The following is a 16117-nucleotide window of genomic DNA, read 5'->3' on the forward strand; positions in this document are numbered from 1 at the left end:
ACCTCTTACTGCTTCAGTTTGGGATCGAGCGCGTCACGCAGACCGTCACCCATCAGGTTAAATGCCAGCACCGTCAGCAGGATCGCCACACCCGGGAAGGTCACTACCCACCAGGCGCTTTGCGCGAACTGCAATACGTCGGAAAGCATGGTGCCCCACTCAGGCGTCGGCGGCTGCGCGCCCATACCGAGGAACCCCAGCGCTGCCATGTCGAGAATGGCGTTAGAGAAGCCCAGCGACGCCTGAACAATCAGCGGCGCAAGACAGTTAGGGAGAATATTAACGAACATCTGGCGCATCGCGCCGGCGCCCGCCACGCGGGAAGCGGTAACGTAATCGCGGTGCACTTCCACCAGCACCGCCGCGCGCGTCAGACGCACATAGTGCGGTAGGGCAACAAAGGTGAGCGCCAGCGAAGCATTGACGATTGACGGCCCGAAGATTGCCACCAGCACCAACGCCAGCAGCAGGCTAGGCAGCGCCAGCATGATATCGACCACGCGCATGATGATGGAGTCCACCACCCCGCCGAAATAGCCAGCAATCAGCCCCAGCACCACGCCGAGGATCAGCGACAGTACTACCACCAGACAGCCCACCAGCAGCGACAGGCGCGCGCCGTACATCAGGCGTGAGAGAATATCGCGACCCACGTCATCGGTGCCCAGCAGATGCGCCAGGCTGCCGCCATCCTGCCAGAACGGCGGCGCCAGCAGCGAATCACGGAACTGATCCGCCGGGTTATAAGGGGCGAGAAAGTTGGCGAATACCGCGATGATGATCATCACCGCCACATACACCAACCCGACGACGGCACCCTTATTGCGTTTGAAATAGTGCCAGAACTCCTGCAGCGGGGTCATTGGCACCGGTGCGGCGACAACTTTATTTTCTGTAATTTGTGACATGATGGCCCCTTACTTCTTATGCCGGATACGCGGGTTCACCACGCCGTACAGCAGGTCGACTAGCAGGTTGACGAGAATAATCATCGTCGCCACCAGCAGAACCCCGCCCTGCACAACTGGATAATCGCGGCGCTGTAGCGCATCGATAAGCCAGCGGCCTAAACCTGGCCACGAAAAGATGGTTTCGGTCAGAATGGCGCCCGCCAGCAGCGTGCCCACCTGCAGACCAATCACCGTCACCACCGGCAGCATCGCGTTGCGTAGCGCATGGATGACAATCACCCGCATGCGGGTCAACCCCTTAGCGCGTGCGGTACGGATGTAATCCTCGCCAAGCACTTCCAGCATCGATGAGCGGGTCATACGCACGATCACCGCCAGCGGAATCGTACCCAGCACGATGGCGGGAAGGATCATATGCATTAAGGCATCAATAAAGTCGCCCTGCTCGCCCCAGATGGCGGTGTCAATCAGCATAAAACCGGTCAGCGGCAGGGTATCGTCAAGGAATACCGTATCGCTGATACGCCCGGAGACCGGCGTCAGATTCAGCTGCACCGAAACCAGCATAATCAGCATCATGCCCCACCAGAAGATAGGCATCGAGTAGCCGGTCAGCGCCAGCCCCACGGCAGTGTGGTCAAAGATGGAGCCGCGTTTTACCGCAGCCAGCACGCCCACCGGAATACCGACGGCGACGGCGAAAATCATCGCGCAGACACCCAGTTCGAGGGTGGCCTTGAAGCGTGGCACAAACTCTTGCCACACGGGAATTCGGCTTTTCAGCGAGATCCCTAAATCACCGTGCAGTACGCCCCAAATGTAATGGGCATATTGCTGCCACAGCGGCTTATCAAGGCCCATTTCGGCCAGCAGCTGCGCGTGACGTTCAGGGGAAATACCACGTTCGCCCGCCATAATCATCACCGGATCGCCGGGGATCATATGAACGAAAGCAAAGGTGAGAAGGGTAATACCGATAAATGTCGGGATGACGAGTCCCAAACGTCGGAGAATAAACTGCAACATAACCCGGATTCTCTATAGTGACGCCAGGCCTGGTGACAAGGCGTCTGTATTGCTCACAAAAGTACTCCCCGAATAGCGGGAATACGCCCCCCGCCTCTCCCGCGCGGGGAGAGGGGGTCAGGCATCGTGCTTATTATTCGACAGAGACGTTATCGAAGTGGTGTTTGCCAAGCGGATCAACCACATAGCCTTTGACTTCTTTACGCACTGGCTCGTAAACGGTGGAGTGAGCAATGATCAGCGCCGGAGCCTGGTCATGCATCACTACCTGAGCCTGTTTGTACAGTTCAATACGCTTGTTGTGATCGTCGGTTGCGCGTGCCGGTTGAATGAGGTCTTCAAACGGCTTATAGCACCAGCGAGAGTAGTTAGAGCCGTCTTTCGCCGCGGCGCAGCTGAACAGGGTCGCGAAGAAGTTATCCGGATCCCCGTTGTCGCCGGTCCAGCCCATCATCACGGTCTGATGCTCGCCCGCTTTCGCGCGTTTCAGGTACTCGCCCCACTCATAGGTGACGATCTTGGCCTGTACGCCGACTTTCGCCCAGTCGGCCTGGATCATTTCAGCCATACGGCGCGCGTTCGGGTTATACGGACGCTGTACCGGCATTGCCCACAGGTCGATGGTGAAGCCTTTTTCCATGCCCGCTTCTTTCAGCAGCTGCTTCGCCTTCTCAGGATCGTAGGTGTAGTCTTTAACATCATCGTTATAGCCCCACATGGTCGGCGGGATCAGGTTCTTCGCCGACTGGCCGGCGCCCTGATAAACGGCTTTGATGATCGCTTCTTTGTTCACCGCGTAGGTCAGCGCCTGGCGAACTTTGACGTTATCCAGCGGTTTTTTTCTCGGTGTTGAAGGAGAGATAACCCACGTTCAGACCCGGCTGTTCCAGCAGGTTGATGTTTTTATCTTCCTTCATGCGCGCGATGTCAGCCGGATTCGGATACGGCATCACCTGGCACTCGTTTTTCTGCAGCTTGGCGTAGCGTACGGAAGCGTCCGGGGTGATAGAGAAGACCAGACGATCGATCTGCGGCTTGGTGCCCCAGTAGCCCGGGAAGGCCTTATACAGAATGCGCGAGTCTTTCTGATACTGCAGCAGTTGGAATGGACCGGTACCGATTGGGTTAAGGTCTACTTTTTCCGGGGTGCCGGCTTTCAGCATGTTGTCGGCATATTCTTTCGACAGAATAGAAGCAAAGTCCATCGCCAGGTCAGCGAGGAACGGCGCTTCCGGGCGAGTCAGCACGAACTGGACGGTATTATCGTCCACTTTCTTCACTTCGCTAATCAGGTCCTGCAGACCCATCCCTTCGAAGTACTCATAGCTGCCGCCAGAGACTTTATGGTACGGGTTTTTGTCATTTTTCTGGCGGTCGAAGGAGAACACCACGTCGTCGGCATTCAGCTCGCGCGTTGGTTTAAAGTCTTTATTATCCTGCCACTTCACACCTTTACGCAGGTGGAAGGTATAGGTTTTACCGTCCTCGCTGACATCCCACTTCTCAGCAAGACCAGGAATAACTTCAGTCGTACCGGTTTTGAATTCAACCAGACGGTTATAAATAGGCACCGAACTGGCGTCATAGGTGGTACCCGAGGTGAAGAGCTGTGGGTTAAAGCCTTCCGGCGAACCTTCAGAACAATAAACCAGGGTTTTAGCTTGTACGCTTGCGGCGACGGTCATGGCGACCAGGCTCAGACCAAGCTTCAGCATCCCTGACTTTTTCAAGGAAATACTCATTATTCTGCTCCAAAAATGTGATGTTGTTTGCATATAGCCGCCAGACCTTTATTTATTTTTTACCCGGTCTGGTCGGTGGTGCCCGAAGGCGTTGAGAGAGATGGGGATTCCGTTCGCTAAAACGACTGAGTTGCAGTACGGATTCTCCATGAAATGCCCCTCATGCCGTACAATCTGTCAACAGAATGGTTAAACGTCAATACAGCTAACCGGGTTTTGCGTCAGGGGTGAGAATCGGTGGGCAAAGATTAAAAAAACTTGGTGGCGCTATTTTCAGCAGAGAAATTTATGCTAGCGGCCATAAGCCAGAATAAACCCCTTAATAGTTTGCAACATCTGGTGATAAACAATTCTTAAAAATGGTGAAAATTTCTTCCCATGTGACCATTATGTGAGCGATTAATAGCGCGAACGTTAAAACGCACAGCGGAAAATGCTGTAGTTAGCCATAAGCTTCGCGAAAAAAGATCTGTTCATCGATAAAAAAATGCAATGGAAGATGTCACAAAACAGCGAACAGCTGGTGAGATACGCGGGGAAATGCGATTTTTGTGATTATGGCGGGGTTTTCGCCCCGGCTTGCGCTGCGCTGAGCCGGGCTACCGGGTTAGCCAAGCGCTGTACGGACGTAGTCCTGATAAGGCGCTTGCGCCGCAATCAGGGAAGCGTTCGAGTCGAACCTCTGCCCCCGGAGGCTCTCATCCTCTTCGGGCCGCAGATGCAAAAAAGCCTGCTCGTTGAGCAGGCTTTTCGAATTTGGTCGGTGATAGAGGATGACTCGCCACTTCGTGGCTCGCCCTACGGGCCGTTGCTAACGCAACGTTCTCTCGCTACGCTCGAGTCGAACCTCCCCCCGGAGGTTCTCATCCTCTTCGGGCCGCAGATGCAAAAAAGCCTGCTCATTGAGCAGGCTTTTCAAATTTGGTCGGTGATAGAGGATTCGAACCTCCGACCCCTTCGTCCCGAACGAAGTGCGCTACCAGGCTGCGCCAATCACCGAATGCGGGGCGCATCTTACTGCTGGGATGCCCCCCCGTCAATGCCTTATTAGCAAAAAATCAATCAAGCGGCGAGAATCTCGCCACTACTGCTATTCCTTCGCCGCTTTCGCCGCTGCCGGCACGCGACACCAGTTGTTGTTCTCATTAATCCCACCATCCGGCGAGGTATAACCAAGACAACCCATAATAGTGTCATACAGCTCAACGTGACGGTGCGGAACCTTCATTGCCGCCTGCTGCTTAAGGCGCGCAAAGGAGGCGGCGTGATCCGGGTTCTCCAGATATTTATCCGACATCCAGACCATCATCGGCACGCGGAACTGCTCCGGCGGCGCCATCATGCGCGGCGTGCCGTGCAGATGTTCGTGTTCATTAATCGACTCGCCGTGATCGGCGGCGTAGAACACGATAGCCTTTTTATCCCGCAGTTGGTCCAGCACGCTGACGATAAAGTGATCCACATAAGTGACGCTGTTATCGTAGGAATTAATCAACTCGGCCTTCGAACATTTGCTGTCCACGCCCACACATTCCGGTTTCCACTGCGCAAAGCTGCGTGGGTATCGCTGGGTATAGTTAAAATGCGACCCCTTGGTATGGAGAATGATCAAACGCTTGCCGCTCGGGTTTTGCTCCATGCCGCGCTTCATTTCATCGACCAGCAGCATATCATCCACGTTCTTGCCGCGGTTGCGCGGCTCGGCGCCGATCTGCTCACGATAGGCGATATTGTTGGCCATCGTATTGCTGTAGAACCACATCTCGCTCTGCATCGCGTACAGGTCGCCGGCGAAGCCCAGTTGATGCAGTACGGCAAACACATTCTGCTCTTTCAGCGTCCGCTGGGGATTATCATCCGCTCCGCCCTCACGCACGAACATACAGCGCAACGACAGTTTGGTGGCGGTATCGCAAGAGGTGCCGCGGAAGGCGACAAGATTCTTCTCCTGCGCCAGCTTCGGCGTGGTATTACGGTTATAGCCGAGTATACCCATATGATCCCAGCGGGTGGTCTCGCCGATAATAAACACCACATAAGTATCATCAAGATCCTGCGGCGCTACGTAGGTGAATTTTTTCGCGGGGTTAATCAGCGACTTATTATCGGACGACTCATCCACCTGCGCCCAGGCGTACAGCCCGAGCGCCGACAGCCAGTTAGAAGGCAGATACGAGTTGGCAATCACGCCGCCGTAGCTTGGCATATCGACTTCTGAATTGCGCTCAACATTCTTCTGACGGACTTCCAGCAGGCGAATTGGCCCCCAGACCATCAGCCCGGCCAGCACGACTATCAGGATATTTTTCGCCCGATGCCCCGGCGTTTTAACCTGTTGCAGCAGCGTCTTACGACAGCGGTTGCTCCAGATAAGCAGCAGCGGCAACGCACTAACAACCGCCAGCCACAAGATCAGATGCCAGCCGATAACCTCTTTCGACAGGTCAATATCGGTAGTCATCACCGAAGCGATAATGCCGTAGCCAATGACCACATTAAGGAAAGTCATGTAATAACTTGCCCCTGCGGAAAACAGCACCACCAGCGTGGCTAAGATGCGCCAGACTCGACGACCAAATAACGACAGCAAACGCAGCAGGAAGAAGGTGACCAGCACCGTCGCCACTAGTTCCACCGCTCCGGACAACCCTTTCCAGACGGTAAACTCTTGAGCGTAACCATCGAAACGACGGAAAAACACCGCGGCGTTCATAAACCAGCCGATGTACAGCGCAAGCCAAAAGCTTAGCTTCTGCTGCGACATCGTTTTAATGTATTTCATGCAAGCAAACCTGGGAAACGAAGAGATGAAACCGCCCTGAATAAAACGATATAAACAGGAAGATTAATAAAGTGCGTCTGGGTTGGTTATCGGAAACCTCTACAAAGCGCGCTAAGTAGACCACAGCAAATGGGAAAAGTATCCGCGAGGAATGTGATTCAGCCAGATATTTACAAAATATCTGGCTGGTAAGGCATTATTAGCTTAGGAAGGGCGACGCTATCAGGCGTGGGCCTGGTGGTAAATTTCGCTTTTCGGCTGACGAATAGTGGTGGAGAGCGCCAGCGACAAAATCAGCAGAGCGAAGATGACGCAGAAGGTGACATAGAAGCCGCCGAACACGGAGGCAATCAGCGAACCGCAAATACTACCGATACCGAAGCCAAGATAAATTACACCATAGTTTTTCGCCAGGTTATTGAGGCCAAAGAACTCGCTTACCAGCGACGGGAAGACGGTAATAGTGCCGCCGAAGTTAAAGGCCACGCAGGCAATCGCCGCAAAGAAGGTCATCGCATTCAGTGGCGCGAACAGCAGGGCCGCCATACCGACCAGGGACACCACCTGACCGATGGTTATCACGCGGATACGGGAGATCTTGTCGGACAGGATGCCCAGTACCAGGCGGCCGCTCAGGTTGGCGATAGAAATCACGGTAACCGCATTCGCCGCCGTCGCCACGTCGAGGTGCACCATGCCCTGCGCGATATCTTTCGCTACACCAATCACATACAGGCCGCTCATGCAGGCCGTCAGGAACATCACCGCCAGCATCCAGTACTGCGGTTTACGCATGGATTCAGCAAGGGTGAAATCATTTTCGACGACGCCGTTAGCGGTAGTGGTCGCGGGATGATTCGGCGCATCTTTCATCAGGGTGGCGCCAAAGACGATCATCACCAGTACGATAGCGCCCCAGATAACAAATGTTTTTTCCAGCCCAACCGTCGCCAGCAGGTGGCTATCGATAAATTTAAAACCGAGGCTGCCAAGGCCATAAGCGCCGATTGAGAAGGCGGAAATCAGACCTTTACGCTCCGGGAACCACTTCACGCAGTTCGACAACGTCAGCAGATAGCCTGCGCCGTCCGCCAAACCGACCAGCAGACCGGCGCTCAGCCACAGCATCATCAGGCTGTTAGCATGGGCAGTAAGGAAAAAACCGACGCCAAGAAGGATGCCGGATGCCATGGTGACGCGTTTCACGCCAAAGCGTTCCTGCAATTTACCGGCAACGGAAGAGGATAATGCCAGCCCAAGACTTAACAGGCCGAAGGAAAATGCCACCTGGCTTACTGGCTCGTCCAGTTTGTTGGCCAGAGAACTATTAAACAAACTCCATGTATAAACCGATCCCAGTGCGAATTGCGTAATGATCGTGCCAATCAGCGTGAGCCAACGGGTATATTGAGTGTTTGCAGCGTTCATAGCAGATGTCCTGAAGGATTAACTGCCGCCACAATACCCAAATCCCCAAATCCGGTGGGGGAAAACGGCATGAACTGCCATCAACGAGGAATGAAATGCATTTATGGCGGAATGAATGGCATTGCAAAACATTCATTCCCTAAATTTTCACCAACAAGTTAGTGTGCGCTATCTCACAGAAACGCGCCGTTACTGAGATTTAACAATAACGACTGCGTTTCAAATGCGTAACAAAATCATTTAGAAATTGGCGCTGACCCCCATCAGATACAGCGTATTTTCACCCGATGGCACATTATCTGCCTGCGAAAGCGTGGCCCATGCCGCCAGATGCGAACCCAGCGGCATATCGGCGCCCAACGTGACGTCGCCCCAGCTACCGTCTTTTCCGCGGCTAATCGACGCATTGTTATCGACAGAAATAGACTGGTTATAGCTTACCTGCGCCCATGGATGCACGCCCCACAGTTGCTGATAATCCATACGCCAGCCGAGCGTGTTGACGTAAATACCTTCGCCCGCGCGACGCGTCGCTGGCGGCGGATTGAGATCGCTACGCAAGCTGGCAACCGGCCCGGAGGTCACGCCGCTGGCCAGTGAATAGTTCCATCCCACGCTCATGCCGTGACCTAAATCGGGCGGCGACAGCGCCTGATTTAACGCCAGCCCTGCGGGCGCTTCTGACGCTCTCATACGCTCGGCGAGAATATCTTCATAACGCGGTTGGTGATCGCTATCCCATGTATAGCGTTCGGACGTATTACTTTTTGTATCGTTAGCGATATATTCCTGTTGCCAGGCATTAGCGCCTGAAACACACGACATCCAGATAGTGATGCACGCCGGGATCAACCCACCCCGGAGGCCATTGCATTTCTTTATTATCATTAATGCGACTCCAAAAGAGCCGAATCGGCAATGTTGCTGTGTTTTTATACTCAAAATAATTCGAGCTGCCGCCCACTTCTACGCAACTTGAAGTATAAGAGTTGATGGGAAGTGGTTTCCCTGTATTAACTATTATCTTTATCTTTCAGCCGTCAAGGCGGATGAAAAAGTTTTCTGACGAAAGGGAGAGAAACATGCAACGTTGCGGATGGGTAAGCCAGGATCCTCTTTATATCCAGTATCACGATAAAGAATGGGGAGTCGCCGAGAGAACACCGCAAAAGCTGTTTGAAATGATCTGCCTCGAAGGCCAACAGGCGGGGCTCTCGTGGATAACCGTTCTGAAAAAACGTGAAAACTATCGTCAGGCCTTTCACCAGTTTGACCCGGTGCGCGTAGCGGCCATGGATGAAGCGGACGTCGAGCGCCTGCTACAGAATGCGGGCATTATCCGCCATCGGGGAAAGATCCAGGCCATCATCGGCAATGCGCGGGCGTTTCTCGCCATGGAAGCCAACGGTGAAGCATTCAGCGATTTCGTCTGGTCGTTTGTCGATAATCAGCCGCAAATTACCCATGCGGCGACGCTCGCCGAAATTCCCACCACCACACCAGCCTCCGATGCGCTATCTAAAGCGTTGAAAAAGCGCGGCTTTAAATTCGTCGGCTCCACTATCTGTTATTCATTTATGCAGGCCTGCGGGTTAGTCAACGATCATGTGACCGGCTGCTGTTGCTACCCCGGGAGACCAGCATGATCCAAAAATGGGATGCCACGGAGACCGGCCCGCTACTCGAGTTATGGCTGGAAAGCACGATTTACGCGCATCCGTTCATTGCTGAAAGCTACTGGCGGGAAAGCCTGGAAGTTGTGCGCGATGTCTATCTTCCCGCCGCCGCCACCTGGGTGTGGCAGGAGAATGACGCACTGAAAGGGTTTATCAGCGTGATGGATTCGCGCTTCGTCGGGGCGCTTTTCGTCGCCCCGCAAGCGATCCGCCACGGTATCGGCCGCGCGCTGCTTGATGAGGTCAAGCAGCACTACGACTGGTTAAGCCTGGAGGTCTATCAGAAAAACGTGCGGGCGGTAAATTTCTACCACGCGCAAGGTTTCCGTATAGAAGACTGCGCATGGCAGGACGATACCCAGCACCCAACCTGGATTATGCATTGGCCGGCGGATCAAATGCGCTAAGCGCCAGCGCGGGTCCATCGTATTTTTCCAGCCATGCCAGCGCCGTATTCCCGGCGCAACCATTGCCCAGACGCGAGGTCGGAATATCTTTCGTCAGCACGTTCACCGCGCCGTTTTTGCATATGCCGGCATCGGGGTCGATATCCGGCCACGCGCCTTCATGCAGGCAAATCACCCCCGGACGAATGCCTTCCGTGACCACTGCGCCAGCCAGTACCTGACCACGCGAATTCCACACCCGCACCAGATCGCCGTCGGCGATATTACGCGCCTGGGCGTCCAGCGGATGGATACTCAGCGGTTCGCGCCCGGCGACGGCATAGCGTTCACGCAGCGAAGTCTGGTTCAACTGGCTATGCAGGCGGTGCGCCGGATGGGCGGAAAGTATCTGCAGCTGACCCACCTCGGCGTTGCCGTGCCACTCGTCAGGTTCGAGCCACATCGGGTGCGGCGGACAATCGGCATAGCCAAACCCGGCAATGGTCGGCGAGTGAATTTCAATTTTTCCGCTCGCGGTTTTTAACGGGTTAGCCTGCGGGTCTGCGCGAAATGCCGCGAAGCGGGAGAAACGGGCGTTATTCGGGTTTTCCGGCATTTCAATTAGCTGGTTCGCTTGCCAGAATTCGGTAAACGGCGGCAGCGTCACTTGCTGCTGCGCCCCACGCTGGGCGGCAATCTGGTAGAAGGTCTCCAGCCATTGCAAATCGTTTTTTCCTTCGGTGAAGCGTTCGCGGCCGCCCGCCTCCCAGCGTTCGCTCAGATCGGCAAAAACATCGAAATCGTCGCGCGCTTCATCGCGCGGCGCGACTACCCGCTTCATCGGCACCAGATGCTGATTGCTGTAGTCGCCGGTCATGGTCAGATCGTTACGCTCAAACGAAGTGGTCGCCGGTAAGACGATATCAGCATGGCGCGCGGCGGCGGTCCAGAAGCATTCGGAAATCACAATCAGCTCCGGCTTCTGCCAGGCCTGAATCAGGCGGTTGGTATCCTGATGATGGGTAAAGTTGGCGCCGCCCGCCCACCAGATAAAGCGGATGTCGGGAAAGCGCCGCGTCATCCCGTTGTGCTGATAGCTTGCGCCGGGGTTTTCCAGGGCCTCAACGATGCGGGCAACCGGGATTTTTTCCACCGCGTCTACGCCGCCCGCTACACTGCCCTGCATGGAGGCCAGCACTGCGGCGCGGCGCGTGGGGTTGCCGCCGTTGGCAAAGTGGTAAGAAAGACCAAAACCGCCGCCGGGCGTGCCAATCTGCCCCAGCATCGCCGCCAGCGTCACCAGCATCCAGTGTTTTTGCTCGCCAAACTGCTGGCGCTGCATGCCCCAGCCGGACATCAGCATGGTGGTGTTTTCGTGGGAAAGTTTCGCCAGTTCGCGGATTTTATCCGCCGCTACGCCGCAAATTGCCGCCGCCCATTCGGCGGTTTTGGCGACGCCATCGCTTTCACCACTCAAATAGCGGGCGAAAATGTCATAACCGCTGGTACAGCGGGCGAGGAATTCATCGTCCTGCCAGCCATGCTCTACCAGGGTATGGGCGATCCCCAGCATCAACGCGACGTCAGTGCCCATATGTGGCGCGATCCATTCCATCGATTCGCCAAAGAAATCAACGCTTTCCGATCGCATGGGATCGATGCAGATCAGCCGCTTGCCGCTCTGGCGCAGGCGATCAAACCAGGGGATCCCCTGTTCATCCGAGGCGTTCCAGGCGATTTTCAGCGTATTCAGCGGATTAGCGCTCCACAGCACCACCACCTCGCTGTGCTCCAGGATAAGCGGCCAGCTGGTTTGCTGTTGATAAACTTCATTACCGCCAACCACATAAGGCATGATCGCCTGCGCCGCGCCGGTTGAATAATCGCCGAGGTGTCCGGTATAGCCCCCGGCAAGACTCATATAGCGCTGCAGCAGGGTTGCCGCCTTATGCAACACGCCGTTAGAACGCCAGCCATAGGAACCGGCGAAAATCGACTGCGGGCCGTAGCTTTCGCGGATCCGTCGATGCTGGGCATCAATCAGATCAAGTGCCTGCTCCCAGCTTACCCGCACGAATTCATCCTGGCCGCGTACGCCCTGCGGCTGTTGCGGCGAGGCGAGATAGCCTTTTCGCACCATCGGATAGCGAACGCGAGTTTTACTATGCACCTGTTCGCGCACCGCCGTTTGCAGCGAGTTGGCGAAGGGGGTGTCCAGCGCGCCGCGGGACGAAATCACATTTTCACCATCCGTCTCCACCAGCATTGGCCCCCAGTGGGCCGCGGTTAAGATGGTTTTAGTTGCAGATGAAGTTGGCAAAGCAGGCTCCTGGGTCAGCGAATGCAGGTGTTGTGACGGTTTGTTAGTCAACCGTTCAATGTTACTTACAAAAAGAGATACCCTACGGGGAATTTTCTCCGTATTCGGACGTCATAATCAACCGTCACGCTTGCGGTGGCAAAGAATAAAAAGGATTAAGGAAATAAGATGAAAAAACGCGTACTCATGATTGCTGCTATCGTTAGCGGCACACTGGCTATTTCTGGTTGTACTACCAACCCTTATACCGGCGAACGCGAAGCGGGAAAATCCGGCATCGGCGCGGGTATCGGCTCCTTAGTAGGCGCAGGCGTCGGCGCGCTCTCCTCTTCCAAGCATGACCGCGGCAAAGGCGCGCTGATTGGCGCAGCGGCAGGCGCGGCGCTAGGCGGCGGCATCGGTTACTACATGGACGTGCAGGAAGCGAAACTGCGCGAAAAAATGCAGGGAACCGGAGTCAGCGTGACGCGAAATGGCGATAACATCGTGCTCAACATGCCGAATAACGTCACCTTTGACAGCAGCAGCGCCAACCTGAAACCTGCAGGCGCCAACACCCTGACCGGCGTCGCGATGGTACTGAAAGAGTACGAGAAAACTGCCGTTAACGTCGTCGGCTACACCGACAGCACCGGCAGCAACGATCTGAACATGCGTCTGTCGCAACAGCGTGCCGACAGCGTCGCCAGCGCGCTCATCACTCAGGGCGTAGCGGCCAACCGTATTCGCACTACCGGCATGGGCCCGGCGAACCCGATCGCCAGCAACAGCACGGCGGAAGGCAAAGCGCAGAACCGTCGCGTGGAAATTACCCTCAGCCCGCTGCAGTAATCTTCTCGTTTCCGGCCCGGCAGCCTCCCTGCCGGGCAAAATGCTTGATATCGCTATTTTTCGCGCTAAGGTGTTGGCAGATTTTCAGCAAAGGAAGCCATCATGGCGAAAGCGGCGCGAGCAACCATCAGCGACGTGGCGAAAGCCGCGAAGACCGGTAAAACCAGCATTTCACGCTATCTCAACGGCGAAAAGCATCTGCTTTCCGACGATCTGCTGGCGCGGATTGAAAAAGCGATTGCCGAGCTCAACTACCGTCCCAGCCTGATGGCCCGTGGTCTCAAACATGGCCGTACCCGCCTGATTGGCCTGATCATCGCCGATATCACCAACCCTTACTCCGTGAACGTGTTAAGCGGGATTGAAGCCGCCTGCCGCGAAAAAGGCTTCACCTTGCTGGTATGTAATACCAACAACGAGGTCGATCAGGAGCTGCATTACCTTGACCTGCTGCGTAGCTATCAGGTTGAAGGGATTGTGGTTAATGCAGTCGGCATGCGCGAAGAAGGCCTCAACCGCCTGCAGCAATCCTCGCTACCGATGGTGCTTATCGACCGTAAAATCCCCGATTTCGCCTGTGATGTCGTGGGGCTGGATAACACTCAGGCCGCCACCACCGCCACCGAACATCTGGTGGAAAAGGGTTTTGAAGCGCTGTTGTTTTTAAGCGAGCCAATCGGCTCCGTAAACACCCGCCGCGAGCGCCTCGACGCCTTTCGCGCGACCCTACAGCGCTATGCTGGCGTGGTGGCGGAAAACGCCGAGGTGCCGCTCAACGACGGCGCCATGATGGATAACGTCCTGCGCCAGTTCCACGCCCGCCACCGCGGAATGCGCAAAGCGGTGATTTCCGCCAATGGCGCCCTGACGTTACAGGTCGCCCGCTCGCTGAAGCGCGTTGACCTCATCTGGGGCAGCGATATCGGCCTGCTGGGCTTCGATGAGCTGGAATGGGCGGAGCTGGCGGGCGTCGGTATTACCACCCTCAAACAGCCAACCTGGCAGATTGGCTATGCTTCGGTCGAACAGGTCGTCAGGCGTATCGAAGGCGGCAGCGACCCCATCTGCGAGCGGGTCTTCTCCGGCGAGCTTATTGTCCGGGGATCAACGTCTCGTTAACGATTCATCGTGATGACGATCATAAATTAAACATCCTGGCCTTTCCTTTGGAACCGGTACCATCTAGCGTAATAGGGAGTTAAGCCCCACCACGCCAGGAGTTTGTTCAATGGCCAGAAAAATCATTGTCGTCACCGCCGCTTATGGCAACGACCACGTTAAAGCGCTTGGCGGGCAGTCCGCCGTATTACCCTTTATCGCCGGTTCCGGCGCCGATGGCGTGGAAATTCGCCGCGAGTTGTTCAGCGCGGCGGAACTGAAGCAGTTGCCGACGCTGGCGGCCGACATTGAAAAACAGGGGCTGCTGGCCTGCTACTCCGCGCCACAAGCGCTGTTCACCAACAACGGCGAGCTCAATCCCCATCTCCCGTCGTTACTTGAAGAAGCGCAAACCCTCAACGCCCTGTGGCTGAAGCTCTCCCTCGGTAATTTCATCCATAACCAACAGCTGGAGACGCTGCGCGACATTCTGAGCGCCAGCGGCATGGCGCTGGTGGTGGAAAATGACCAGACCGATTGCGGCCAACTGGCGCCGATGCAGCGCTTCAAAGCCGCCTGCCGGGTCCATCAGATGCCGGTGACGCTGACTTTCGACATGGGAAACTGGCTGTGGGTTGGCGATTCGCCGGAAGAAGCCGCGCGCCATCTCGCCCCCGCTGTCAGCTATATTCATGTGAAGGCGGCGGAGCCTCATCATGAGAAGTATCGCGCCGTCCCACCGGACCAGGCGGACGCTCGCTGGCTAGCGCTGCTCGATAACCTGCCCGCCGACGCGCCGCGCGGTATTGAATTCCCGCTGGTCGGCGACGACCTGACCGCCGTCACCCGCCATTACGTTGATCTGTTACGCGAGGATTAAGCCATGGAAAACTTAGATGTCATTACCATTGGCGAAGCCATGGCGATGTTTGTCGCCACCGAAACCGGCGAACTGGCGGAGGTTGAACGCTTTATCAAACGCGTCGCCGGCGCTGAACTGAACGTGGCGACCGGCCTGGCGCGCCTGGGGCTGAAGGTGGGCTGGGTGAGCCGCGTCGGCAACGATAGCTTTGGCCGCTTCGTGCTGAATTCGCTGGCCAAAGAAGGCATCGACGCGCGCGGCGTGGCCGTTGACGAGCGCTACGCTACCGGCTTCCAGATGAAATCTAAAGTCGAAAATGGAACCGATCCCATCGTGGAATATTTCCGTAAAGGATCGGCTGCCAGCCATCTGTCGACGGAAGATTTCCGCGCTGATTACTTCACCAGCGCCCGCCATTTGCACTTAAGCGGCGTCGCCGCCGCGCTGTCCGACAGCTCGTATGCATTGCTGGAACATGCGGCCAGGGTGATGAAAGCCGAAGGGAAAACCCTCTCATTTGATCCAAACCTGCGCCCGGTACTGTGGAAAAGCGAAGCCGAGATGGTGGAGAAACTGAACCGCCTCGCCTTCCAGGCTGACTGGGTTTTGCCAGGCTTAAAAGAGGGCGTGATTCTTACCGGCCAGCAGACGCCGGAAGGTATCGCTGATTTCTATCTGTCGCGCGGCGTTAAGGCGGTGGTGATTAAAACCGGCTGCGACGGCGCATGGTTCAAGACCGCCAACGGCGAACAGGGCGCCATCGCAGCCATTAAAGTCGACAACGTGGTGGACACCGTCGGCGCGGGTGATGGCTTTGCCGTTGGCGTAATCAGCGCGCTGCTGGAAGGCAAAACGCTGACGCAAGCCGTGAACCGCGGTAACAAAATTGGCTCGCTGGCCATTCAGGTACAGGGCGATAGCGAAGGGCTGCCCACCCGCGAAGCGCTGGGCAAATAATCTTTTCACCTAAAACAGCCGTCCTGTACCCTACATGCAGCGCGGCACAGCAGCGCCCGTTCCGGCGGGCGTATGTCACCTCATTGACAGAGGCAAGC

The 16117-nt window shown here is 56.0% G+C and carries 11 protein-coding genes, 1 tRNA gene, 1 other RNA gene and 2 pseudogenes; 6 read left to right on the plus strand and 9 right to left on the minus strand.

Annotated elements, in window-relative coordinates; genetic code table 11:
- Positions 1-5: 5 nt before the first annotated feature.
- The 8 genes and pseudogenes from dppC to EAE_RS06090 all read right to left on the minus strand — a co-directional run bounded on the left by dppC (position 6) and on the right by EAE_RS06090 (position 8714).
- Positions 6-908, minus strand: coding sequence for a dipeptide ABC transporter permease DppC (dppC, locus tag EAE_RS06055; RefSeq protein ID WP_015703766.1), 903 nt, complete (start codon positions 906-908; stop codon positions 6-8).
- A gap of 9 nt (positions 909-917) precedes the next feature.
- Positions 918-1937: a dipeptide ABC transporter permease DppB gene (dppB, locus tag EAE_RS06060; RefSeq protein ID WP_002921786.1), complete on the minus strand. Its 1020-nt coding sequence runs from the start codon at positions 1935-1937 to the stop codon at positions 918-920.
- 133 nt (positions 1938-2070) lie between these two features.
- Positions 2071-3679: pseudogene (gene dppA / locus EAE_RS06065) on the minus strand (dipeptide ABC transporter periplasmic-binding protein DppA).
- 757 nt (positions 3680-4436) lie between these two features.
- A non-coding RNA gene (locus EAE_RS06070) (RtT sRNA) lies at positions 4437-4567 on the minus strand.
- Between the two features lie 34 nt (positions 4568-4601).
- Positions 4602-4678, minus strand: a tRNA-Pro gene (locus tag EAE_RS06075).
- A 91-nt stretch (positions 4679-4769) separates the two neighbouring features.
- Positions 4770-6461 (minus strand): kdo(2)-lipid A phosphoethanolamine 7''-transferase, encoded by a 1692-nt coding sequence (gene eptB / locus EAE_RS06080; RefSeq protein ID WP_015703767.1) that lies wholly within the window; start codon positions 6459-6461, stop codon positions 4770-4772.
- Between the two features lie 222 nt (positions 6462-6683).
- Positions 6684-7889 (minus strand): L-lactate MFS transporter, encoded by a 1206-nt coding sequence (locus EAE_RS06085; protein ID WP_015703768.1) that lies wholly within the window; start codon positions 7887-7889, stop codon positions 6684-6686.
- Positions 7890-8129: 240 nt separating this feature from the next.
- On the minus strand, positions 8130-8714 hold the full coding sequence (locus EAE_RS06090) for an autotransporter outer membrane beta-barrel domain-containing protein (protein ID WP_162182276.1): 585 nt from the start codon (positions 8712-8714) through the stop codon (positions 8130-8132).
- A 257-nt stretch (positions 8715-8971) separates the two neighbouring features.
- On the opposite strand from EAE_RS06090, the pseudogene tag reads away from it, so the two are divergent.
- Together tag and EAE_RS06100 are read left to right on the plus strand one after the other, a co-directional pair.
- Positions 8972-9548: pseudogene (gene tag / locus EAE_RS06095) on the plus strand (DNA-3-methyladenine glycosylase I); the annotation flags it as partial.
- Positions 9532-9972 (plus strand): N-acetyltransferase, encoded by a 441-nt coding sequence (locus EAE_RS06100; RefSeq protein WP_015369224.1) that lies wholly within the window; start codon positions 9532-9534, stop codon positions 9970-9972. The pseudogene tag and the gene EAE_RS06100, both read left to right, overlap by 17 nt.
- On the opposite strand, the gene EAE_RS06105 is transcribed toward EAE_RS06100, so the two are convergent.
- Positions 9941-12271, minus strand: a complete 2331-nt coding sequence (locus EAE_RS06105; RefSeq protein ID WP_015703771.1) for a molybdopterin guanine dinucleotide-containing S/N-oxide reductase — start codon at positions 12269-12271, stop codon at positions 9941-9943. The genes EAE_RS06100 and EAE_RS06105 overlap by 32 nt on opposite strands.
- 168 nt (positions 12272-12439) lie before the next feature.
- On the opposite strand from EAE_RS06105, the gene EAE_RS06110 reads away from it, so the two are divergent.
- From EAE_RS06110 to EAE_RS06125, 4 genes are all read left to right on the plus strand, one after another.
- Positions 12440-13102 (plus strand): OmpA family lipoprotein, encoded by a 663-nt coding sequence (locus tag EAE_RS06110; RefSeq protein ID WP_015369222.1) that lies wholly within the window; start codon positions 12440-12442, stop codon positions 13100-13102.
- Positions 13103-13204: 102 nt separating this feature from the next.
- Complete coding sequence (locus tag EAE_RS06115; RefSeq protein WP_015369221.1) at positions 13205-14221, plus strand: LacI family DNA-binding transcriptional regulator; 1017 nt, start codon at positions 13205-13207, stop codon at positions 14219-14221.
- Positions 14222-14330: 109 nt separating this feature from the next.
- Complete coding sequence (locus EAE_RS06120) at positions 14331-15080, plus strand: sugar phosphate isomerase/epimerase family protein (protein ID WP_015703772.1); 750 nt, start codon at positions 14331-14333, stop codon at positions 15078-15080.
- Positions 15081-15083: 3 nt separating this feature from the next.
- Positions 15084-16019 (plus strand): sugar kinase, encoded by a 936-nt coding sequence (locus EAE_RS06125; protein WP_015703773.1) that lies wholly within the window; start codon positions 15084-15086, stop codon positions 16017-16019.
- Positions 16020-16117 lie beyond the last annotated feature (98 nt).

Origin of the sequence: Klebsiella aerogenes KCTC 2190 (assembly GCF_000215745.1) — a bacterium.
In the GTDB taxonomy this organism is placed as follows: domain Bacteria; phylum Pseudomonadota; class Gammaproteobacteria; order Enterobacterales; family Enterobacteriaceae; genus Klebsiella; species Klebsiella aerogenes.

Excerpts from the sequence above, each read along its gene's own strand:
- dppB (WP_002921786.1), bottom strand. The coding sequence starts at position 1,937 with ATGTTGCAGTTTATTCTCCGACGTTTGGGACTCGTCATCCCGACATTT.
- EAE_RS06090 (WP_162182276.1), bottom strand. The coding sequence starts at position 8,714 with ATGTCGTGTGTTTCAGGCGCTAATGCCTGGCAACAGGAATATATCGCT.
- EAE_RS06110 (WP_015369222.1), top strand. The coding sequence starts at position 12,440 with ATGAAAAAACGCGTACTCATGATTGCTGCTATCGTTAGCGGCACACTG.
- EAE_RS06115 (WP_015369221.1), top strand. The coding sequence starts at position 13,205 with ATGGCGAAAGCGGCGCGAGCAACCATCAGCGACGTGGCGAAAGCCGCG.
- EAE_RS06125 (WP_015703773.1), top strand. The coding sequence starts at position 15,084 with ATGGAAAACTTAGATGTCATTACCATTGGCGAAGCCATGGCGATGTTT.
- eptB (WP_015703767.1), bottom strand. The coding sequence starts at position 6,461 with ATGAAATACATTAAAACGATGTCGCAGCAGAAGCTAAGCTTTTGGCTT.
- EAE_RS06120 (WP_015703772.1), top strand. The coding sequence starts at position 14,331 with ATGGCCAGAAAAATCATTGTCGTCACCGCCGCTTATGGCAACGACCAC.
- dppC (WP_015703766.1), bottom strand. The coding sequence starts at position 908 with ATGTCACAAATTACAGAAAATAAAGTTGTCGCCGCACCGGTGCCAATG.
- EAE_RS06100 (WP_015369224.1), top strand. The coding sequence starts at position 9,532 with ATGATCCAAAAATGGGATGCCACGGAGACCGGCCCGCTACTCGAGTTA.
- EAE_RS06085 (WP_015703768.1), bottom strand. The coding sequence starts at position 7,889 with ATGAACGCTGCAAACACTCAATATACCCGTTGGCTCACGCTGATTGGC.